Source organism: Pseudomonas sp. SC11 (genome assembly GCF_047039205.1).
GTDB lineage: Bacteria > Pseudomonadota > Gammaproteobacteria > Pseudomonadales > Pseudomonadaceae > Aquipseudomonas > Aquipseudomonas boreofloridensis.
Window position 1 is genome coordinate 476,201 of the sequence record NZ_CP178183.1, and the last position, 21,331, is coordinate 497,531.

Below are 21,331 nucleotides of genomic sequence, written 5' to 3' on the forward strand. Positions count from 1 at the left end.
TACTCCTCAGCAGTCCAGTGGGTTGCGCTTGTCCGGATCGATGCCGAACTTGACGATGGCGTCAGCCACAACCTTGGGTTCGATCTCGCCGCGGTCAGCCAGGGCTTCCAGGGCAGCCAGCACCACGAAGTGGCGGTCGACTTCGAAGAAGTGACGCAGCTTCTTGCGGCTGTCGCTGCGACCGTAACCGTCGGTACCCAGGACCTTGAACTCTTTGCTCGGCACCCACTGGCGGATCTGCTCGGCGAACAGCTTCATGTAGTCGGTGGAGGCGATGACCGGCCCTTTGCGACCGCTCAGGCACTGCTCGACGTAGGTCTGCTGTGGCTTCTGGCCAGGCTTGAGGCGGTTGGCGCGTTCCACGGCCAGGCCGTCGCGACGCAGTTCGTTGAAGCTGGTGACGCTCCACACGTCGGCACCGACGTTGAACTCTTCACGCAGGATCTTCGCTGCCTCGCGCACTTCGCGCAGGATGGTGCCCGAGCCCATCAGCTGCACATGGTGTGCGGCGTCGCGGGTGTCTTCTTCGAGCAGGTACATGCCCTTGATGATGCCTTCCTCGGCACCGGCCGGAATGGCAGGCTGCTGGTAGGATTCGTTCATCACGGTGATGTAGTAGAAGATGTCCTGTTGCTCTTCGGTCATCTTCTTCATGCCGTCCTGGATGATCACCGCCAGCTCGTAGCCGTAGGTCGGATCGTAGGTGCGGCAGTTCGGGATGGTGCCCGCCATCATGTGGCTGTGACCGTCTTCGTGCTGCAGGCCTTCACCGTTGAGGGTGGTACGGCCGGCGGTACCGCCGATCAGGAAGCCACGGGTGCGGCTGTCGCCAGCGGCCCAGGCCAGGTCGCCGATACGCTGGAAGCCGAACATCGAGTAGAAGATGTAGAACGGCAGCATCGGCTGGTTGTGGCAGCTGTACGAGGTACCGGCCGCAATGAACGACGACATGGCGCCGGCTTCGTTGATGCCTTCCTCGAGGATCTGGCCCTTCTTGTCCTCGCGGTAGAACATCACCTGGTCTTTATCGACAGGCTCGTAGAGCTGACCGACCGAGGAGTAGATGCCCAGCTGACGGAACATGCCTTCCATACCGAAGGTACGGGCTTCGTCCGGGATGATCGGCACGATGCGCTGGCCGATTTCCTTGTCCTTGACCAGCTGCGCCAGAATACGCACGAAGGCCATGGTGGTGGAGATTTCGCGGTCGCCCGAGCCGTCCAGGATCGCTTTGAGCGTTTCCAGTGGCGGGGTCGGCACGCTGAAGCTCTTGGCGCGACGCTGCGGCACGAAGCCACCCAGGGCGGCGCGACGCTCGGCCAGGTACTTGGCTTCGGCGGAGCCTTCCTCAGGCTTGAAGAACGGCAGGTTCTCGAGCTCGGCGTCCTTGACCGGGATGTCGAAGCGGTCGCGGAATTTGCGCAGGCTGTCGACGTCGACCTTCTTGGTGTTGTGCGCGGTGTTCTTGGCTTCGCCAGCACCGGTGCCATAACCCTTGATGGTCTTGGCCAGGATGACGGTCGGCTGTTCCTTGTGGTTCACCGCCTGGTGGTAGGCCGCATACACCTTGTACGGGTCGTGGCCGCCACGGTTGAGCTTCCAGATCTCGTCGTCGGACAGGTCTTCGACCATGGCCTTGAGCTCTGGGGTGTTGAAGAAGTGCTCGCGCACGTAGGCGCCGTCTTTGGCCTTGTAGTTCTGGTATTCGCCGTCGATGACTTCGTCCATGCGGCGCTGCAGGGCACCGTTGGTGTCCTTGGCCAGCAGTGGGTCCCAGAAGCGACCCCAGACCACCTTGTTGACGTTCCAACCACCGCCACGGAACACGCCTTCGAGTTCCTGGATGATCTTGCCGTTGCCGCGCACAGGGCCGTCGAGGCGCTGCAGGTTGCAGTTGATGACGAAGATCAGGTTGTCCAGCTTCTCGCGGCCGGCCAGGGAGATCGCGCCCAGGGATTCCGGCTCGTCGCACTCGCCGTCGCCCATGAAGCACCAGACTTTCTGCTTGCCGGCCGGGATGAAGCCACGGGCCTCCAGGTACTTCATGAAGCGTGCCTGGTAGATGGCCTGGATCGGACCCAGACCCATGGATACGGTCGGGAACTGCCAGAAGTCAGGCATCAGCCAGGGGTGCGGGTAGGAGGACAGGCCATTGCCGTCCACTTCCTGGCGGAAGTTGTTCATCTGGTCTTCGTTGATGCGACCTTCGAGGAAGGCGCGGGCGTAGATGCCGGGGGAGGCATGGCCCTGGAAGAAGATCAGGTCGCCGCCGTGTTCTTCGGTCGGGGCCTGGAAGAAGTAGTTGAAGCCGATGTCGTACAGGGTGGCGCTGGAGGCGAAGCTCGAGATGTGTCCGCCCAGGTCCGAATCCTTCAGGTTGGTACGCATGACCATGGCCAGAGCGTTCCAACGCACCATCGAGCGAATGCGGCGTTCCATGAACAGGTCGCCAGGCATGCGTGCTTCGTGGGTGACAGGGATGGTGTTGCGGTATGGCGTGGTGATGGCATAGGGCAGCTGCGAACCACTGCGGGTGGCCAGCTCGCCCATACGGGTCATCAGGTAATGAGCGCGGTCTTCGCCTTCTTTGTCGAGGACCGACTCCAGGGCATCCAGCCATTCCTGGGTTTCGATAGGATCGAGGTCTTGCATGGCTTGCTCCAGGGCGGAAAGGCAACCAGAATCGGAAGCCTGAGTTTGCGACTGGCCTTTTGGGCAGACGTCGTGAATTCTTGGATTTGCCGGAGCGTCTTCCGGCGCCGTGTAGTTTTACTACAAATGCTTCGGCATTTCATGCTTTTGAGCAGACATGGGAGTAGTAACACTACAGGAATGCGGCATGTGGCCGCCTTCCGGGTTGTGGAGAAAATCGTTCCTCGTGGTTGGATTTGCACGCTAGTGCGAGGTTTGCTGATGAATCGTACCAATGATTCGTATTTTTCAGCTATTTACCACTTTTGTATGACAGTCCAACCTTGGCGCTTCTCCCCCTCCACCGCGACTACCCCTCCTTTCACGCCGATCAAGGATAGACCATGCGCCTGCCTTTGCCGTCCGATCTGCCCGCCGCCTTGCAACCGCTGGTCGCCCGTAACCGCCAATTCCTGCGCGAGGCCCTGGCGGCACACGCCGACCTCGACCCTGCCGTCTTGAGCGATGCCCACTGGGCTCAGTTCGACCAGGTCGCTGCCGCCAGCGAGTTCGTGCTCGAGCAGGTGCAGCGCGAGCCGGGCATGCTGCTGGAGCTGGTCGCACGCGGTGAGCTGGCGCAGGGCTATGCCCCCGGACAATTACGCAGCCATATAAAGGCAGCGGCCGACGCGGCGCAGAGCGAAGACGAGCTGGCGCGCAACCTGCGCCGTGCGCGCAACCGCCAGCAGGTGCGGATCATCTGGCGCGACCTCAGCCGTCAGGCCGACCTCGGCGAGACCTGCCGCGACCTCTCGGACCTGGCCGACGCCTCGATCGACGAAGCCTACCAGTGGCTGTACCCGCGTCACTGCCAGCAGTTCGGCACGCCCATCGGCAGCCGCAGCGGCCAGCCCCAGCACATGGTGGTGCTGGGCATGGGCAAGCTGGGCGCGGTGGAGCTGAACCTGTCCTCGGACATCGACCTGATCTTCGCTTTCCCGGAAGGCGGCGAGACCGAGGGCGTCAAGCGGGCACTGGACAACCAGGCGTTCTTCACCCGCCTGGGCCAGCGGCTGATCAAGGCGCTGGACCCGGTCACCGTCGACGGCTTCGTGTTCCGTGTCGACATGCGCTTGCGCCCCTACGGCTCGGCCGGCGCCTTGGTGCTGTCGTTCAATGCCCTGGAGCAGTACTACCAGGACCAGGGGCGGGACTGGGAGCGCTACGCGATGATCAAGGCGCGGGTGGTGGCGGGCGATCAGCAGGCCGGCGCGCAGTTGCAGGATATGCTGCGGCCCTTCGTCTACCGCCGCTACCTGGACTTCTCCGCCATCGAGGCGCTGCGCACCATGAAGCAGCTGATCCAGCAGGAGGTGCGGCGCAAGGGCATGGCCGACAACATCAAGCTCGGCGCAGGCGGCATCCGCGAGGTGGAGTTCATCGCCCAGGCGTTCCAGTTGATTCACGGCGGGCGTGACCTGAGCCTGCAGCAGCGCCCGTTGCTGAACGTTCTCGCCACCTTGGAAGGCCAGGGCTACCTGCCGCCGGCGGTGGTCAGCGAGCTGCGCGATGGCTACCGCTTCCTGCGCTATACCGAGCACGCCATCCAGGCCATCGCCGACCGGCAGACACAGATGCTGCCGGACGCCGAGCTGGACCGCGCGCGCATCGCCTATATGCTCGGCTTCGCCGACTGGGACGCCTTCCACGCGCAATTGATGCATTGGCGCGGTCGCGTCGACTGGCACTTCCGCCAGGTAATCGCCGACCCCGACGACGAGGAGGGTGAAGGCGAGCTGGTGGTCGGGGGCGAGTGGTCGCCGTTGTGGGAGCAGGCCCAGGACGAGGAGGCTGCCAGTCGGCAGCTCGAGGAGGCCGGTTTCAAGCAGGCCGGCGAAGCGTTGCGGCGGCTTTCGGTGCTGCGCACCAGTCCATCGTTGCGCTCGATGCAGCGCCTCGGTCGCGAGCGTCTGGATGCCTTCATCCCGCGCTTGCTGGCGCAGACCGTCGAGCACCAGGATCCGGACCTGGTGCTCGAGCGCGTGCTGCCGCTGGTCGAAGCGGTGGCGCGGCGTTCGGCCTACCTGGTGCTGCTCAGTGAGAACCCAGGGGCACTGCGCCGCCTGCTGACGCTGTGCGCGGCCAGTCCCTGGATCGCCGAGCAGATCGCCCGTTTCCCGCTGTTGCTCGACGAATTGCTCAACGAAGGGCGGCTGTTCAGTCCGCCGCTGGCGCCGGAGTTGGCCTCGGAGTTGCGTGAGCGTCTGACCCGCATTCCCGAGGACGACCTGGAGCAGCAGATGGAGGCGCTGCGGCATTTCAAGCTGGCCCACAGCCTGCGCGTAGCGGCCTCGGAAATCAGCGGCAACCTGCCGCTGATGAAGGTCAGCGACTACCTGACCTGGCTCGCCGAAGCCATTCTCGACCAAGTGCTGGCCCTGGCCTGGCGTCATACCGTGGCCCGCCACGGTCAACCCAAGCGCAGCGACGGCAGCCTGTGCGCGCCGAGCTTCATCATCGTCGGCTACGGCAAGGTCGGCGGTATCGAACTGGGGCACGGCTCGGACCTTGACCTGGTGTTCATCCACGACGGCGACGCCAATGCCGAGACCGACGGCGCCAAGCCCATCGACGGCGCGCAGTTCTTCACCCGCCTGGGCCAGCGCATCATTCACCTGCTGACCACCCAGACCAACTCCGGCCAGCTCTACGACGTCGACATGCGCCTGCGCCCCTCCGGCGCGTCGGGGCTGCTGGTCAGCTCGCTGGGGGCCTTCGAGCGCTACCAGCAGCAGGAAGCCTGGACCTGGGAGCACCAGGCCCTGGTGCGCGCCCGGGTGCTGGTGGGCTGCCCGCAGGTGGGCGCCGCCTTCGAACGCGTGCGCGCGGCGGTGCTGGGCAAGCCCCGCGAGCTGGACACGCTGCGCGCGCAGGTGAGCGAGATGCGCGCCAAGATGCGCGCCAGCCTGGGCAGCAAGGCGACGGTCGCCGGCACCGCCGACAACGCCTTCGAGCCGGGCCAGCCGTTCGATATCAAGCAGGATGCCGGTGGTATCGTGGACATCGAATTTATGGTGCAATACGCCGCTTTGGCCTGGTCCCACGAGCACCCGGCCCTGCTGCGCTGGACCGATAACATCCGCATTCTGGAAGAGCTCGAGCAGGCCGGGTTGATGTCCGCCGCAGACGCCGTGCTGCTGCGCGAGGTGTACAAGACCTTCCGCTCGGCCTCGCACCGCCAGGCCCTGCAGAAGCAGGCCGGGGTGATCGATGCCGGACAGTTCGTCGATGAGCGTCGCCAGGTGCGGCGGATCTGGAGCGAGCTGGGCCTGTAGCCGGGGCGCCCTGTCAGGCGCGAAGGTCCATGGCGCAGCACCGGTGATACACTGTCCGCCAAATAGCCTGAATATAAAGAGGGGAGGCCAGGTTGAAACGCAGCCTGCAGCCTCCCCGACTGTTTCTGGATAAAGCATGAGAATACTGATCATCGGACCCAGCTGGGTCGGCGACATGGTGATGGCACAGACCCTGTTCCAGTGCCTGCGCCAACGTCATCCCGAATGCGTGATCGACGTGCTGGCCCCCGAGTGGAGCCGGCCGATCCTCGAACGCATGCCTGAGGTGCGCCAGGCCTTGAGCTTCCCGCTCGGCCACGGTGCGCTCGAGCTGGCCACGCGGCGACGTATCGGCAAATCGCTGGCCGGCCAGTATGACCAGGCCATCCTGCTGCCCAATTCGCTGAAGTCGGCGCTGGTGCCGTGGTTCGCCGGCATCCCCAAGCGCACCGGCTGGCGTGGCGAGATGCGCTACCTGCTGCTCAACGACGTGCGCAAGCTCGACAAGGCGCGCTACCCGTTGATGATCGAGCGCTTCATGGCCCTGGCCTTCGAGCCGGGCGCCGAATTGCCGCAACCTTATCCACGCCCGAGCCTGCGCATCGAAGCCGCCAGCCGAGAGGCTGCGCTGGCCAAGTTCGGCCTGCAGCTCGACCGTCCAGTGCTGGCACTGTGTCCGGGCGCCGAATTCGGCGAGGCCAAGCGCTGGCCTGTGGAGCACTATGCCGCCGTGGCCGAGGCGATGATTCGCCAGGGCTGGCAAGTGTGGTTGTTCGGCTCGAAGAACGATCACCCGGTCGGCGAGCAGATCCGCGAGCGCCTGATCCCAGGGCTGCGCGAAGAGTCGTGCAACCTGGCCGGCGACACCTCGCTGGCCGAGGCCATCGACCTGATGTCCTGCGCCGATGCCGTGGTGTCCAACGACTCCGGCCTGATGCACGTCGCCGCCGCCCTGAATCGCCCGCTGGTGGCGGTCTACGGCTCCACCTCGCCGGGCTTCACGCCGCCGCTGGCCGATCAGGTCGAAGTGGTGCGCACCGGCATCGAATGCAGCCCTTGTTTCGACCGTACCTGCCGCTTCGGGCACTACAACTGCCTGCGCCTGCTCGAGCCGCAGAAGGTCATCGCCGCCCTGCACGGTCTGGCCGCGCCGGGCCTGATCGATACCCGTGTCGAGGTCGACTAAGTGCGGGTACTGATCATCAAGACCTCGTCGCTGGGCGACGTGATCCACACCTTGCCAGCCCTCACCGATGCGGCCCACGCCGTTCCCGGCATCCGCTTCGATTGGGTGGTGGAGGAGGGCTTCGCCGAGATTCCCAGCTGGCACCCGGCGGTGGATCAGGTTATCCCGGTGGCCATTCGGCGCTGGCGCAAGAACCTCTGGCAGACCTTCAAGAGCGGCGAATGGAAGGCTTTCAAGCAGCGCGTGCGCGAGCGCCGTTACGACCTGGTGATCGACGCCCAGGGGCTGGTCAAGTCGGCCTGGCTGACGCGTCTGATCAAGGCGCCGGTTGCCGGGCTCGACCGCTATTCGGCGCGCGAAGGCCTGGCCAGCCGGTTCTACGACCGGCGTCTGTCGGTGGCCGTGGGTCAGCATGCGGTGGAGCGTGTGCGCCAACTGTTCGCCCTGGCCCTGGCCTACGACCTGCCCGAGGGGCTCGGCCAGTACGGCCTGGACCTCAAACGCCTGCACCTGCCGCCCACCGCCCCCTATGTGGTGTTTCTGCATGGCACCACCTGGGCCACCAAACACTGGCCTGAGGCCTACTGGCGCGAGCTGGCCGAGCGCATGGGTCGGCGTCGCATGAAGGTGGTACTGCCCTGGGGCAATGCCGCCGAGCAGGCGCGCGCCGAGCGCATCGCCCAGGGCTTGGAACACTGCCAGGTATTGCCCAAGTTGAACCTGGCAGGCGTGGCCCGCATTCTGGCGGCGGCCAAGGCCTGCGTCGCGGTGGACACCGGCCTTGGCCACCTGGCCGCCGCGCTGGATGTGCCGACCATCTCCCTGTTCGGCCCGACCAACCCTGGCCTGACCGGCGCCTACGGACGCGCGCAGATCCACCAGGCCAGCGACTTCCCCTGCGCCCCCTGCCTGCAGAAGAAGTGCACCTACAAACCGAGCGCCGAGGACCTGCGCCGGTTCGATCTCAAACGCGAGTGGCCGTTGTGCTTCACTCGCCTGAATCCCGAGCATGTGGCGGGCCGCTTGAGCGCGCTGCTGCTGGCTGAGGATGTTCGTTGATGCAACTGGCGTTCGTGCTTTACAAATATTTCCCCTTCGGTGGCCTGCAGCGCGACTTCATGCGCATCGCCCTGGAGTGCCAGCAGCGTGGCCACCAGATCCGTGTCTACACGCTGATCTGGGAAGGTGATGTGCCACCGGGCTTCGACGTGCGGGTGGCGCCGGTCAAGGCGCTGTCCAATCACCGGCGCAACGAGAAGCTCAGTGCCTGGATGGCCGAGGATCTGGCCCGAGAGCCGGTCGACCGGCTGATCGGTTTCAACAAGATGCCGGGGCTGGATGTGTACTACGCCGCCGACGGCTGCTTCGAAGACAAGGCCCAGACCCTGCGCGGCGGCCTGTACCGGCGCTGGGGCCGCTACCGGCACTTCGCCGAGTACGAGCGCGCGGTGTTCGATGCACACGCCAGCACCGAAATCCTGATGATTTCCGAAGTGCAGCAGCCGCTGTTCATCAAGCACTACGGGACGCCCCTCGAGCGTTTCCATCTGCTGCCACCAGGTATTTCCCAGGACCGCCGGGCGCCGGCCAACGCGGCAGACATCCGCGCGGCGTTTCGCCAGGAATTCGGCCTGGGCGAGGGCGACCTGCTGCTGGTGCAGATCGGTTCGGGCTTCAAGACCAAGGGCGTGGACCGCAGCCTCAAGGCCCTGGCCGCGCTGCCGGCGAACCTGCGCAAGCGCGCTCGGCTGATGGTCATCGGCCAGGACGACCCCAAGGTGTTCCAGTTGCAGAGCGCCACCCTCGGCCTGGGCGATCAGGTGCAGTTCCTCAAGGGGCGCAGCGACATTCCGCGCTTCCTGCTTGGTGCCGACCTGCTGATCCATCCGGCCTACAACGAGAACACTGGCACGGTGCTGCTCGAAGCGCTGGTGGCTGGCCTGCCGGTGTTGGTCTCGCAGGTGTGCGGTTATGCCCATTACATCGCCGAGGCCGACAGCGGCCTGGTGCTCGAGGAGCCGTTCGAGCAGTCGCAGCTCGACGCCTACCTGCAGCGCATGCTCGACGACCCGCAGGCGCGTGCCGACTGGGCGCGCAATGGCCTGGCCTTTGCCGCCACGGCCGACCTGTACAGCATGCCTCAGCACGCCGCCGACGTGATTCTCCAGGAGCACGCATGAAACTGATGCTGGCCGAACCGTTCAAGCGCCTGTGGGCCGGGCGCGATCCCTTCGAGGCCGTCGAGGCCTTGCAGGGCGAGGTGTACCGCGAACTGGAAGGTCGTCGGACGCTGCGCACCGAGGTGGCCGGCGCCGGCTACTTCGTGAAGATTCACCGCGGCATCGGCTGGGGCGAGATCTTCAAGAACCTGTTCAGCGCCAAGCTGCCGGTGCTGGGTGCCGGCCAGGAATGGCGAGCCATCGAACGCCTGCATCAAGCCGGAGTGCCGACCATGACCGCGGTGGCCTACGGCGAGCGCGGCGTCAATCCTGCGACCCAGCACTCGTTCATCGTCACCGAGGAACTGGCGCCCACCGTCAGCCTGGAAGATTTCAGCCTCGATTGGCGCCTTCAGCCGCCACCACCGGCACTCAAGCATGCCCTCATCGCCGAAGTGGCGAAGATGACCGGCACCATGCACCGCGCCGGGGTCAACCACCGCGACTGCTACATCTGCCACTTCCTGCTGCACACCGACCGCCCGGTGACGGCGCAAGACCTCAAACTGTCGGTCATCGACCTGCATCGGGCGCAGACCCGCGCCACAATCACCCGCCGCTGGCGCAACAAGGACCTGGCCGCCCTGTACTTTTCGGCACTGGACATCGGCCTGACGCGTCGCGACAAACTGCGCTTTCTCAAAGGCTATTTCCAGCGACCGCTGCGCCAGGTGCTGGCCGAGGAAGCCGCGTTGCTCGCCTGGCTGGAGCGCAAGGCGCGCAAACTCTACGAACGCAAGCAACGCTATGGAGATGCGCTCTGATGGCGAGTTGGACACTGGCGCCGGACTACGCGTGGCTGGCCGCCGACTTCGGCAGCCTCGAGGCGGTGTTCGCCCTGGAAGGCGAACGCCTGACCCGCGACCCGCTCAGCGAGGTCATCCGCATCGAGCGCGAGGGCGTCAACTATTACGTCAAGCGCTACACCGGGGCCGGCAAGCACATGCGCCGCTTCTTCGGACGGCCTCGTATCAAGGCCGAATGGCAGAACCTCAAACAGTTCGCCAAGTGGGGCATTCCCACCGCTGAAGTGGTGGCCTGGGGGCTGGAGCGCAACGGCCTGTCATTCGGTCGTGGAGCGATGATTACCCGCGAGCTACCGCGCACCGAGGACCTGTCGGCACTGGCCGATCGCAATGATCCGCGCCTGGCCGATCGTGCCTGGGTCGATCACGTCAGTCGCCAACTGGCCCGTCACACCCGGGTGATGCATGACCATCACTTCGCTCACAACGACCTGAAGTGGCGCAATCTGCTGGTGGACGACCAGGCGACGGTGTTCTTCATCGACTGCCCGACCGGTGACTTCTGGCGCGGGTTCATGCTGCGTCATCGACTGATCAAGGACCTGGCCTGCCTGGATAAGGTGGCCAAATATCACCTGTCCGCGACCCAGCGTCTGCGTTTCTACCTGCAGTACCGCGGGCACACCCGACTCAACGCGCGCGACAAGCGGCGTGTCCGTCAGGTGGTGAGCTTCTTCGAGGGAAGGGAATGACCGATTACCTGGCCAACGCCGAGGCGGCGCTGCTGCAACGCCATGGCCTCGACGATTTCGAGGCGCTGTGGGCGCTACAACTGGAGGCCGTCGACGAGCCCAACACCGGGCGCGGCGGCTGGAGCAGCGTGTTCCGCCTGGAGCTCGAGGGCAAGGGCTATTACCTCAAGCGCCAGAGTGACTACCTCACCCATACCCTGCACCGACCGTTGGGCGAGCCCACCTTCGCACGCGAATTTCGCAATATCCAGCGCTATCAGGCGCTCGGCATTCCAGCGTTGCAGGCCGTGTTCTACGGTGAGCGCAAGCAAGGTGGCCAGCATCGGGCGATCCTGATGACCCGAGCGCTGGACGACTGGCGCGACCTGGACAGCCTGCTGCTGCAATGGCCACAGCTCGATCCCGCGCAACGCCAGGGCATTCTCGGTGCCTGTGGCGAACTGGCGCGCACCCTGCACGGCGCCCGTCAGGTGCATGGCTGTTTCTACCCCAAGCACATTTTCCTGCGCGAGCGCCGGGAAGGTTGGCAGGCGCAATTGATCGACCTGGAAAAGACCCGGCCGCTGCTGCTCGGTCGCCGTGACCGGCTCAAGGACCTGGAACCGCTGCTGCGTCGTGCGCCGGTATGGAGCGAGGCGGACTTGCGCCATCTGCTCGCCGTCTACCTGGCGCAGCCGGCCGCCAGCCCGTCGGTGGCCGGCTGGTTGCAGCGTCTGAGCAAACGCCGTCGTGAAAAAGAGGCCCGTTGATGCGCCTGTCCGAATTGAAGAACGCCGGGCGCAGCCCGAGCCTACCCTTGAACGTGGTCCTCGAGGATGCCGCTGGCAGTGCTGAACTGCAGCTGTTCAGCCTGCTGCGCGTGCTGCCCGGCCAGCGTTACGTTGGCGCCGGTCTGTGGCGCGGCACGCCGGTGCTGGCCAAGTTGCTGGTGGGCGGCAACGCCGCGCGACACTTCCAACGCGAACTGAACGGCGTGCGCCTACTGGCCGCCCAGGGCCTGGTCACACCGCGCCTGCTGGCTGATGGCCTGAAAGACGGCGAAGGCGGCTGGCTGCTGTTCGAGTTCCTGGAGCACGCCGAAAGCCTGGGCGCTGCCTGGGCCAAGGTCGAGCACCTGCCGATGCTTGCCGATGAGCAACATGCAGTGCTCGGCGAAGCGCTGACGGCGGTGGCGCAGATGCACGCCAAAGGCCTGTGGCAGGAAGACCTGCACCTGGACAACCTGCTGCGCCACGACGGTCGCCTGTACCTGATCGACGGCGCCGGGATCAAGGCCGAGACGCCGGGTCAGCAGTTGTCGCGTCAGCGCGTGCTGGAAAACCTCGGGGTGTTCTTCGCCCAGTTGCCCAAGCGCTTGCAGCCGTTCATCGAAGAAGCCCTGGTGCATTACCTGCTGGCCAACGCCGAGCATGCGCTGCCGCTGGAGTCACTGCAAAAGCAGATCGACAAAGTGCGCACCTGGCGCCTGAAGGATTACCTGGACAAGGCCGGGCGCGACTGCAGCCTGTTCAGCGTGCAGCGCAGCCTGTCAGGGCTACAGGCGATTCGCCGCGAGCAAGTCGCAGCCCTTGCCCCGGCGCTGGCGCAAGCCGATGCGCTGATCGACCAGGGTCACTTGTACAAGACCGGCGGCGCAGCCAGCGTCGCGCGCGTGGACGTCGGCGGCCGTACCCTGGTGCTCAAGCGCTACAACATCAAGAACACCGCCCACTGGTTCAAGCGTTTCTGGCGCCCGAGCCGGGCCTGGCATTCCTGGATCGAAGGCAATCGCCTGACCTTCCTCGACATCCCCACGCCGCGCCCGCTGGCGGTGCTCGAACGCCGCGTGATGGGGCTGCGCAGCTCGGCCTATCTGATAACCGAATACGCCGATGGCCCTGACTTGAGCGCCTGTTTCGCGCCCTTCGTCGAGAGCGGCGAGGCGCCCGAAGAACAGGTGCAGGCGCTGATCGAGCTGATGCAGCGGCTGATCGCCGAGCGCATCAGCCATGGCGATTTCAAAGGTCACAACCTGTTCTGGCAGGACGGCCAGTGGTCGCTGATCGACCTGGACGCCATGACCCAGCACGCCACCCAGCTCAGTTTCGCCCCGGCCTACGCCCGCGACCGCGCGCGGCTGCTGCGCAACTGGCCGACCCGCAGCGCGCTGTATCAGCGGCTGGATCAGCGTCTGCCCAGGCTTACCGAGTAGGCGGGCGGCAGCGCCAGCCAGTCGCTGCTGCGCCCGGCCTGGCGCACGCGAATGCGCCATTGCTGGTCTTGCCAGCGCAGGATCGTCCAGGGCTTCACCGCAGCACCCGACTCGCTGCGCATCAGCAGATGATAGTGGTTGCTCAGCAGGTGCGCCCTTAACGGCAAGGCATGCCCGCCGGCCAGCAGGTAAAGCCTGTCACCTGCGCGATACAGGCCGGCGGCCGACGCTTCGCGGATACCGCTGGGCGTTTCGGCGAGGCGACAGCCATCGAGCAGTACCTGCAGATCCGGCAAGCCGTCGTACCACAGTACCGGCGAGTCCACGACCCATTCACCATCCTCGCGGCGCTTGATGGGCACCTTGGTGTAGGCGTCGGGCTGACGGGGGTCGAGTACCCGCCAGCGGTAACCGTCGAAGGCGACCTGGTAGGTGCGGCCGGCCGAGTCCTTGACGAAATAGAAGGTCAACCCCGGATAGGGTGAGGCCTGTTCGTAGATCCCTTCCTTGTGGACCCCATCGACCCGATAACGCAGCTTGCTGGCGTCGACTTTCAGGGCCAGCGCGGGCGGCAGCGTCAGCGGTGGCGTCGGCGGCATGCCGCGGATCGCACGGCGAACCACGGTCGAGCCGCCGATGCTGTTGATGGCGTCGTTGACATGGGTGAAGGCTTCGACGAAGTGCTTCAGCGCGCCGACACGGTCGTCCTGGCGGTAGGCTTTGGCCATGTCGAACACCGAGAGTGCCGCGCGTGCGAACGACAGCGGGGTGAGGGCGCGGTTGGGCAGCACCAGGCTGACCAGGTCGAGCGTGACCCACAGCACATGCAAGCTGAACTCGCCCAACAGTTCCAGTTTGGTGTGAGTACTGGCATCCACCAATGCCAGGGCTGCATGCACTTCGGCCCGATAACGCGCCTGCTGGAAATCACCGACGATCTCCGGCGTGCTCACTCGCGGGCCGAGTCGCCCATTGAGTATTCCGCGTTCAAGTGCCGCAGGGTCGGTCAACGGGAGTCGCTCCTTCAGGTAATCGCGCAACGCCGGCTTTTCACGCAGCGTGCGCAGCAAATGCCGGGCATTGCGGTATTCGCGCCAGGCGCGGCGATCTGGGGCGTCGGGGGTGTACACCACGAAGCGTTGCTGGCCGGTGATCTCGGGTGTGATCAAAAGCACGCCCATCACCGTGTGCTTGTCGATCATCCACTGGCGCACTTTCATTCGGTGGCCCAGCGCGCTGCGTTGAGCGCTGACGGGGTGGTCGATGACGGCGCGACTCCAGGTGTAACCGCGCTCGAACGGGTCCTCCAGGTAGTGACCGGCATAGCGCGCCTTGGCCGCCTCGGCGTTCATGCGTGCCTTGCCGATGGCGACGAAGCGCTCTTGCCGCCAGTGGCCGGTCGGCGATTCCAGCAGGTGCAGACGCAGGTACTGGCTGTAGCTTTCGCCCACGTTCAACTCGCGCACCAGTTGCTTGACCTGCCCGGCAGTGATCTCGGGGATGGGGCTGCCGTCCTTGCGGTGAACGCGTGCCGTCAACCAATAGTCCACGTCGAGCCAGGCGACATTGAGCGCGGCCAGTTCGTCGAGGCGGTAGGTGCGTGGCACCAGTTCGATGGTATCGCCCACCTGCGGCCGGCTGGCGACGGGGATGTAGCCGCTGGTCAGGCCTGGGTGCATGACCGGGCCGCGTTGTCGCGCCAAGGTCACGCTCACATGAATCTCCAACGGATCGACATCGAATTGGTACTGATGGCGCAATCGGGCGCGCAGTTGCTGGCATGTCCAGGTGTTCAGGGCGTTCTGATCGAGGAATTGTTCGTGGCTGAGGATGCCGGGTGCCGCTGCACGGTCGATGGCGATCACCAGCTCCTGCATGGTCTGCATGATGTGGGTCAGGGCCTGGGGCGAGGCGTTCTTCAGCCAGGCGGGTGAGTTGCGCTCCAGCAGCAGGCCGTAGCGTGTCTGCAGTGCCGACTGGCTGCCGGCCCAGGGCAGCAGGTCGACGGCCTGTTGCAGTCGGCTCGCCAACTGCGCGTGGTCCAGCGGATCGCGCTGGGCGAGCGCTTCCCACACCTGGGTCAAGCGTGTGCGTTGCCCGTCGATCAGGACCTGTGCCTGGGCCAGTACCAGATCCTCGCTGAACCATTCGTAGCGCAGACGCTCGGCATTGAGTGTCAGATCGCGGTCGCGGTCGCTGGCCATATGCCGCAGCAGTGGCTGGCTCTGCTGCGGATCGTCCAGCCGCTCGCACAGCTCGGCATGCAGTTCTGCCAGGTCATCGAACGCCTCGATGCCATGGGACAGGCTGCACAGCAGTGCGTACTCGCTGGGTTGTTGCGGATCGGGCATGCGGCCCTCGGGGCCTCCCTCGACGATGACGAAAGCACCGGGCAGGTAGCTGCGCCAACTGGGCGTGCCAATGTCCAGCACGGGCCGGTACACCTGCGGGCGCGCCGCGCGGCCCAGGTGCTGACGCTGCCAGGGCAACGGCAGGCGTATGCAGGTTTCCATCAGTTCGGCGTGGTTCGAGCCCAAGGTGTGATCGCCGACGCGCAGGGTGATCTGCGCCTGCAACTGTTCACGTAGCACGGCCGTCATCCGCGCCTGGCGGGTCTGGCCGGTGACGTCCGTGTCGAGCCAGTACTGGGCCAAGTCCGCAAAGTAACGTTGGCGCGCACTCAGCCAGGGCAGTTGAGCGTCGGGGCTGGGTGGCGAGGCGAGCAGGTCGCTCAGTTGCTGATCGAAGGCGATGAACTGCTGAAGACTCATGAGCGGCGCTCCGTGGTGGGGGAGCGTGCGAGCCTGGCGCGCCTTGCTGCGGCGCGCGCGTTAGTCGATTACCTCACTTGGCGCACAACCCGCGCACAGCCAGGAAGACCGGTGCGCCCAGGCCCACCCAGGCGAGCGCGTCCCAGGCCCCGTCGCCCAGCAGCGCGGCGAACAGCCCGGCGCCGCCGAGCACGGCGATGACCAGCGGCCAGGCGAAAATGCGTCGCGTGCTTTGCGATCTGTGACTCATGCTGGCACCTCCCGCCGTTTGCGCTGCTTGCCCCACCACAGGTACAGGCCACTGAGCAGCACGACGATGGTCAGCAGGTCCAGCGCCGCCCAGAGGACCTGCATCGGTCGTCCGCCGTAGTCGCCGAAGTGCAGCGGTTGCGACAGGCCCATGGCGTCCATGTACCAGGGACGCTCGCCGACGGCTGTCACTTGCAGCGTGCGGGCATCGATCAGCACTGGGGTGAACAGGTGCGAGGTGAGGGGCGTGGCGCCGTTCATGAACACCGCGTAGTGGTGCTCGCTGGAGAAGCGTGTGCCGGGAAAGGCGATGAAGTCCGGGCGCATGCCCGGCGCGGCTTGCTGGGCGATGCTCAGTAGCTGCGTGGCCGGGGCGCGTTCGGTCAACGGCGCGGCCTCGCGATAGGGCGCGACCATCGCGGCCAGGCTGTCGTTGCGCCAGGCGGCGATGACCAGGTCGGACAGGGCGCTGATCACGCCGGTCACGCCCACCACCAGCGCCCAGGTCAGGGTGACGATGCCAATGAGGTTGTGCAAATCGATCCAGCGCACCCGCGACGACTTGTCGGTGCGCACCGAGGCAAAGCGCAGGCGGCGCATGAACGGCGCATAGAGCACGGTGCCGGAAACGAGGGCGACGATGAACAGCAGGCCCATGAAGGCCAACAGCAGCTTGCCGGGCAGGCCGGCGAACATATCCACATGCAGGCGCAGCAGCACCATCATCAGACCGCCATTGGCCGCCGGCATGGCCACCGCCTCGCCCGTGCGCGCGTCGAGCATGAAGGTGTGCGATGAGTTGGGATCGCTGCCCGCCGTGGCGGCAGTGATCGCCACCACGCCGTCGGGGGTGTCCTCATCGAAACCGAAGTACTGCATGACCTCGCCGGGTCGATGCTGCTCGGCCTTGAGCACCAGTTGTTGCAGGTCCAGGTGAGGCGTGCCGGACGGCAGCTCGCGCAGCACGGGCGCGTCACCGAGCAGGTGTTCGAGCTCGTGGTGGAAGATCAGCGGCAGGCCGGTCAGGGCCAGCAGCAGCAGGAACAGCGTGCAGACCAGGCTGCTCCAGGTATGGATCGCCGACCAGCGGCGCAGGGTTTGGCTTTTCATCTCAGGTCCCGCAGGGGTCTTGGGCCGCGCCCTCGCGCAGCGGGTTTGCGAGGGCGCAGTCGGTCAGAACTGGTACTTGGCGCTGACCACCACGCTGCGTGGGTCACCGTAGTAGCAGTAGTAGCTGTCGCAGGTGGACAAATAGTTCTTGTCCAGCAGGTTGGTGGCGTTGACCGCCACCGAGGCGCCCTTGAGGCTGTTGTCCAGGCGGCCGAGGTCGTAGTGCACGGCGGCATCGAACACGGTGTAGGCCTTGGCCTTGCCCAGGTAGGTGTTGGCCTGGTCGCCGTAGGTGTTGCCGGTGTAGCGCGCCCCGGCGCCGACGCCGAAGCCGTCGAGCACACCGCTGTGCCAGGTGTAGTCGGTCCACAACGAGGCTTGCTGATTGGGCATCAGTTGCAGGCGGTTGCCTTTGTAGAGGCCGTTCTGCACCTCGGATTTGGCCAGGGTGTAGGCGGCGATCACCTTGAGGTTCTCGGTCACCTCGGAGGTGGCTTCCAGTTCCAGGCCGCGGACTTTTACTTCGCCGGTCTGGCTGGTGTAGGTGATGCCGCCGATGTTGTTGGTGACTGCGACGTTTTTCTGGGTCAGGTCATACACGGCTGCGCTGAGCAACGTGTTGGAGCCTGGTGGCTGATACTTGATGCCCAGTTCCCATTGCTGACCTTCGGTGGGCTTGAGCGACTCGGTGGCCGATGCACTGGCATTGATGGCCGGCTGGAACGACTCGGCGTAGGACAGATACGGAACCAATCCCGAGTCGAAGACATAACTGATCGCCGCATTACCGCTGAACTGCTTGTCTCGTCGGGTACTGGTGGCATCGCCCCGGTTAAAGAACTTGGTGCCGGTATGGACCCAGTCCTCCCTTGCGCCAAGGGTCAGACGCCAGTTGTCCAAGGCCATCTGGTCCTGAACGTACAAACCGGTCTGGCGCGACTTCTGGTCGTAGTCATAGAACGCCGTTGAACGATCCGGACGGGTGATCGGTAAGCCGTAGATCGGTCGGAGCACGTTGCTGTCCGGTACGTTGAAGCCGAAGATCGACAAGTAATTGGTGTTGACGCGCTGATGGTCCAGGCCGAGCAGCAACGTATGGGTGATGTCTCCGGTCGCGAAGTCGCCCTGAAGGTTGTTGTCCACCGCGAATTGGCTGATGTCCTCATCGGTATTGGTGGACATGCGGCTGACGGTGCCGTCGTCCTTCACCGGACCACCGGGCTGGTAGTAGCTGCCAGGTGTGATGGTCTGGAAGGCGAGGTCCGACTTGGTGTAACGCAGGTTCTGACGGAACTGCCAGACATCGTTGATGCGATGCTCGAAGGCATAGCCCAATGCGTAGTAGGTGCGGTCGTAAAACTCGTAGTCCGGATCGCCGAGATTCTTGTGACGGGAGATCTTGCCGAAAGGCATGTCGATCTTGGTGCCCTGAATGGGCCGGAATTGACTGGTCGCGCCGGTATCGTCCCGCGTGAACTGGCTCAACAAGGTCAGCGAGGTATCTTCGTCGATATGCCAGGTCAGGCTCGGGGCGATGTTGTAGCGTTTGTCGTCGATATGGTCGATGGCCGTGCCGCCATCGCGCACCACGCCGCTGACGCCGTAGAGCAGGCGGCCGTCGTCGTCGATCTTGCCGGTGCTGGCGAAGTTGATCTGGCGATGGTTGTCGCTGCCGTACTGCACTTCGATTTCGTGCAGGCTTTCGGCTTGCGGGCGACGACTGACGATGTCCAGCAGCCCGCCTGGCGGGGTCTGGCCGTACACCGACGACGCCGGACCGCGTAGCAGGGCCAGGCGGTCAAGGTTCCAGGTTTCCGGTTTCGGGTTGGCATACACCCCGCGCGGCAGCGGCAGGCCGTCGAGGAACTGGGTCGGCTCGAAGCCGCGCACGCGCATCCAGTCGTAGCGGGTGTCGCTGCCGAAGCTGGAGGAGACGATGCCGGGCATGTACTTCACCGCGTCATCCAGACTGTGAACGCCGCGGTCGCTCATCTGTTGCCGGGTGGCCACCGAGATCGAGCGGGGGGCTTCCACCAGCGCGGTGTCGGTTTTGCTGCCGGCTGCGGTGCGCTTGGCCAGGTAACCGTCGACCGGGCCCCACGCGCTCTCGCTGTCGCCGCTGGCATTCACGGTGGTTTCCGCTAGCGCCACGCTGCCCTGCGGCACACTCACCAGGCTGTAGCTGCCGGCGCTGCCCAGTTGCAGTTGCAGGCCGGTACCGCGCAGGGCGGCCTGCAAGGCCCCGACACCGTTGAAGCTGCCTTTGACCGGCGCCGAGGTGCGGCCGCTGGCCAGGCTCGGGTCCAGGGCCAGGGCGATGCCGGCTTCGCTGGCGATGCGGTTGAGCGTCGCGGCCAAGGGGCCGCTGGGCACATCATAGGTGCGTACGGCGGCCTGTTCGGCGGCGAACGCAACCGGACCGAACACAGGGGTGGCAAGGCCGATGGCCAGGGCCATGAGGCTGGGACGCAGGTAAGACTCGACAGCGCGGGACATGCAGGGGCTCCTCGACGGATAAGTGCTGACTGCTTCCTTGCCGAGCGAACGATGAAAAGTGACAGGGCTGTCTGAAAATTTTTGGGTGGCTACAGAAGGCGGGTGGTCGAAGGTTCACTTGGCCTCGACCGTCACCCACCACGGCGTGCGCCGTTCGATCTTCACCGGCAACGCCGGTACCAGCGAGGCCAGCGCCAGGTCGGTGTCGGTCAAGGGGAAGCTGCCGCTGACCCGCAGTTGCGCGACCTTGCCGGACACGCCCAGGTGGCCGCTGCGGTAGCGGCTCAATTCGGCCACCAGGTCGCCCAGGCGCACGTTGTCCACCACCAGCATGCCGCGCGTCCAGGCATCGGCGCCGGGCTGGACCGGGCCGATCAACCCCAGCCCCTGGGCATTCATCAGCACCTGCTGGCCTTCGTCCAGCACCTGTTCGTTGCCTTGATCACGCGGTTGCGCCGCGACCCGGGCCTGCAGCACTTCCAGCCGCGTCCCGGCGGTCTCGCGCTTGACCAAAAAGCGCGTGCCCAGCGGACGCAGGCGGCCGTCGTCGGTGCGCACCCAGAGCGGGCGCGGGTCGTCGTGACCGGTTTCGACCGAAATTTCGCCCTGGTGCAGCACGATCACCCGCTGTTCGCCGGCAAAGTCGATGTCCACCGCCGTGTGGGTGTCCAGGCTGAGCAACGTGCCGTCTTCCAGGCGCAGGGTGCGCAGTTCCCCGGTGCCGGTGCGCTGGTCGGCCAGCCAGTAACTGGGCGCCAACGAGGGTGCTGCGCTCCAGGCCAGCAGCCCGCCGAGCAGCAACATGCCGGCCAGCCCGCCGCCAAGCTTGCCGACCCGTTGGCGCAGGCCCGCACGCGATTGCAGCAGGGCATGGCGCGCCGGACCGGTCGCCGCGCCGACGCGCTGATCGAGCAGGCTCAGTTGAAACCAGGCACGGGCATGTTCCTCGCTGGCGGCCTGCCAGCGCTTGAAGGCATCGCGCTCATCGGCCGTGCCATCGCCGCCTTCCAGGCACAGCTTCCAGGCGATGGCGGCTTCCAGCACCTTGGCCGAGACCGGCAGGTTGTTCACGTCGGCGCTCCGTACAGCGCCACGTAGCATTGGCGCAGGCCTTGGGCGATGTACTGGCGCACCCGCGAGACCGAGACGCCCAGGCGCTCGGCGATCTCGGCGTGGCCCAGGCCGTCCAGGCGGTTGTACAGAAACGCCGCGCGCGCCTTGCTCGACAGTTTGCCCAGCAGCCGGTCGATGGCCTTGAGGTCTTCGACGATCAGGTGCTGCATTTCCGGGGAGGGGTGTTCGGCGCTGGGCAGCAGCGCCAGTTCGGCGAGGTAGGCCTGCTCCAGCGCGGCGCGGCGGAAGTGGTCGAACAGCAAACCCTTGGCAACGGCGACGAGGAACGCGCGCGGCTCGCGTGGCGCGCTCAACTGCTCGCGCCCCAGCAGGCGCACGAAGGTGTCCTGGCTCAGGTCTTCGGCGCGCTGGCGGCAGGCGGTGCTGCGCTGCAGCCAGGCCATCAGCCAGCCGCGATGGTCGCGGTACAGGCTGCCGACCAGCTCGGCATGTGGGCTGTGCACGGACGACAAGGGCGGTCCCCGAAAAGAATGCGTTAAATAACGATAATGATTCGCGATTGTGGCAGAGC

General features: G+C 65.5%; 15 protein-coding genes. 8 read left to right on the forward strand and 7 right to left on the reverse strand.

The window, feature by feature from the left end; genetic code table 11:
* Nucleotides 1-6 precede the first annotated feature (6 nt).
* Complete coding sequence (gene aceE / locus ACK2SD_RS02135) at nt 7-2,652, reverse strand: pyruvate dehydrogenase (acetyl-transferring), homodimeric type (RefSeq protein WP_304485319.1); 2,646 nt, start codon at nt 2,650-2,652, stop codon at nt 7-9.
* 383 nt (nt 2,653-3,035) lie between these two features.
* Here aceE and glnE point away from each other — a divergent pair, with 383 nt between their 5' ends.
* The 8 genes from glnE to ACK2SD_RS02175 all read left to right on the forward strand — a co-directional run bounded on the left by glnE (nt 3,036) and on the right by ACK2SD_RS02175 (nt 13,060).
* A complete protein-coding gene (glnE, locus tag ACK2SD_RS02140; protein WP_412461245.1) occupies nt 3,036-5,966 on the forward strand; it encodes a bifunctional [glutamate--ammonia ligase]-adenylyl-L-tyrosine phosphorylase/[glutamate--ammonia-ligase] adenylyltransferase in 2,931 nt (976 codons plus the stop codon).
* A 136-nt stretch (nt 5,967-6,102) separates the two neighbouring features.
* Nucleotides 6,103-7,152, forward strand: coding sequence for a lipopolysaccharide heptosyltransferase II (gene waaF, locus ACK2SD_RS02145; RefSeq protein ID WP_116889619.1), 1,050 nt, complete (start codon nt 6,103-6,105; stop codon nt 7,150-7,152).
* Nucleotides 7,153-8,211, forward strand: a complete 1,059-nt coding sequence (gene waaC, locus ACK2SD_RS02150; protein ID WP_412461246.1) for a lipopolysaccharide heptosyltransferase I — start codon at nt 7,153-7,155, stop codon at nt 8,209-8,211.
* The gene (locus tag ACK2SD_RS02155; RefSeq protein ID WP_412461247.1) at nt 8,211-9,332 is read left to right on the forward strand and encodes a glycosyltransferase family 4 protein; all 1,122 of its coding nucleotides are present in this window, start codon (nt 8,211-8,213) and stop codon (nt 9,330-9,332) included. The genes waaC and ACK2SD_RS02155 overlap by 1 nt, the downstream gene beginning before the upstream one ends.
* Nucleotides 9,329-10,135: a lipopolysaccharide core heptose(I) kinase RfaP gene (gene rfaP, locus ACK2SD_RS02160; RefSeq protein WP_412461248.1), complete on the forward strand. Its 807-nt coding sequence runs from the start codon at nt 9,329-9,331 to the stop codon at nt 10,133-10,135. The genes ACK2SD_RS02155 and rfaP overlap by 4 nt, the downstream gene beginning before the upstream one ends.
* The gene (locus ACK2SD_RS02165) at nt 10,135-10,869 is read left to right on the forward strand and encodes a lipopolysaccharide kinase InaA family protein (RefSeq protein WP_412461249.1); all 735 of its coding nucleotides are present in this window, start codon (nt 10,135-10,137) and stop codon (nt 10,867-10,869) included. The genes rfaP and ACK2SD_RS02165 overlap by 1 nt, the downstream gene beginning before the upstream one ends.
* Nucleotides 10,866-11,618 (forward strand): lipopolysaccharide kinase InaA family protein, encoded by a 753-nt coding sequence (locus ACK2SD_RS02170; RefSeq protein ID WP_412461250.1) that lies wholly within the window; start codon nt 10,866-10,868, stop codon nt 11,616-11,618. The genes ACK2SD_RS02165 and ACK2SD_RS02170 overlap by 4 nt, the downstream gene beginning before the upstream one ends.
* Nucleotides 11,618-13,060 (forward strand): lipopolysaccharide kinase InaA family protein, encoded by a 1,443-nt coding sequence (locus ACK2SD_RS02175; protein ID WP_412461251.1) that lies wholly within the window; start codon nt 11,618-11,620, stop codon nt 13,058-13,060. Before ACK2SD_RS02170 ends, ACK2SD_RS02175 begins: the two co-directional genes overlap by 1 nt.
* Here ACK2SD_RS02175 and ACK2SD_RS02180 read toward each other — a convergent pair.
* The 6 genes from ACK2SD_RS02180 to ACK2SD_RS02205 form a co-directional block, all read right to left on the reverse strand.
* Nucleotides 13,033-15,831, reverse strand: a complete 2,799-nt coding sequence (locus ACK2SD_RS02180) for a dermonecrotic toxin domain-containing protein (protein WP_412461252.1) — start codon at nt 15,829-15,831, stop codon at nt 13,033-13,035. The two genes, ACK2SD_RS02175 and ACK2SD_RS02180, sit on opposite strands and share 28 nt — an antisense overlap.
* A 73-nt stretch (nt 15,832-15,904) precedes the next feature.
* Nucleotides 15,905-16,081 (reverse strand): hypothetical protein, encoded by a 177-nt coding sequence (locus ACK2SD_RS02185; RefSeq protein ID WP_412461253.1) that lies wholly within the window; start codon nt 16,079-16,081, stop codon nt 15,905-15,907.
* Nucleotides 16,078-17,190: a PepSY-associated TM helix domain-containing protein gene (locus ACK2SD_RS02190; protein ID WP_412461254.1), complete on the reverse strand. Its 1,113-nt coding sequence runs from the start codon at nt 17,188-17,190 to the stop codon at nt 16,078-16,080. The genes ACK2SD_RS02185 and ACK2SD_RS02190 overlap by 4 nt, the downstream gene beginning before the upstream one ends.
* Before the next feature lie 63 nt (nt 17,191-17,253).
* Nucleotides 17,254-19,686, reverse strand: coding sequence for a TonB-dependent siderophore receptor (locus tag ACK2SD_RS02195; protein ID WP_412461255.1), 2,433 nt, complete (start codon nt 19,684-19,686; stop codon nt 17,254-17,256).
* 114 nt (nt 19,687-19,800) lie between these two features.
* On the reverse strand, nt 19,801-20,757 hold the full coding sequence (locus ACK2SD_RS02200; protein WP_412461256.1) for a FecR domain-containing protein: 957 nt from the start codon (nt 20,755-20,757) through the stop codon (nt 19,801-19,803).
* Nucleotides 20,754-21,272: an RNA polymerase sigma factor gene (locus ACK2SD_RS02205; protein ID WP_295488359.1), complete on the reverse strand. Its 519-nt coding sequence runs from the start codon at nt 21,270-21,272 to the stop codon at nt 20,754-20,756. Before ACK2SD_RS02205 ends, ACK2SD_RS02200 begins: the two co-directional genes overlap by 4 nt.
* Between the last annotated feature and the right edge of the window lie 59 nt (nt 21,273-21,331).

What these genes read in the sequence shown, in the direction of transcription:
- aceE (WP_304485319.1), bottom strand. Translation starts at nt 2,652, where the DNA reads ATGCAAGACCTCGATCCTATCGAAACCCAGGAATGGCTGGATGCCCTG.
- glnE (WP_412461245.1), top strand. Translation starts at nt 3,036, where the DNA reads ATGCGCCTGCCTTTGCCGTCCGATCTGCCCGCCGCCTTGCAACCGCTG.
- waaF (WP_116889619.1), top strand. Translation starts at nt 6,103, where the DNA reads ATGAGAATACTGATCATCGGACCCAGCTGGGTCGGCGACATGGTGATG.
- ACK2SD_RS02155 (WP_412461247.1), top strand. Translation starts at nt 8,211, where the DNA reads ATGCAACTGGCGTTCGTGCTTTACAAATATTTCCCCTTCGGTGGCCTG.
- rfaP (WP_412461248.1), top strand. Translation starts at nt 9,329, where the DNA reads ATGAAACTGATGCTGGCCGAACCGTTCAAGCGCCTGTGGGCCGGGCGC.
- ACK2SD_RS02165 (WP_412461249.1), top strand. Translation starts at nt 10,135, where the DNA reads ATGGCGAGTTGGACACTGGCGCCGGACTACGCGTGGCTGGCCGCCGAC.
- ACK2SD_RS02170 (WP_412461250.1), top strand. Translation starts at nt 10,866, where the DNA reads ATGACCGATTACCTGGCCAACGCCGAGGCGGCGCTGCTGCAACGCCAT.
- ACK2SD_RS02175 (WP_412461251.1), top strand. Translation starts at nt 11,618, where the DNA reads ATGCGCCTGTCCGAATTGAAGAACGCCGGGCGCAGCCCGAGCCTACCC.
- ACK2SD_RS02180 (WP_412461252.1), bottom strand. Translation starts at nt 15,831, where the DNA reads ATGAGTCTTCAGCAGTTCATCGCCTTCGATCAGCAACTGAGCGACCTG.
- ACK2SD_RS02185 (WP_412461253.1), bottom strand. Translation starts at nt 16,081, where the DNA reads ATGAGTCACAGATCGCAAAGCACGCGACGCATTTTCGCCTGGCCGCTG.
- ACK2SD_RS02190 (WP_412461254.1), bottom strand. Translation starts at nt 17,190, where the DNA reads ATGAAAAGCCAAACCCTGCGCCGCTGGTCGGCGATCCATACCTGGAGC.
- ACK2SD_RS02195 (WP_412461255.1), bottom strand. Translation starts at nt 19,686, where the DNA reads ATGTCCCGCGCTGTCGAGTCTTACCTGCGTCCCAGCCTCATGGCCCTG.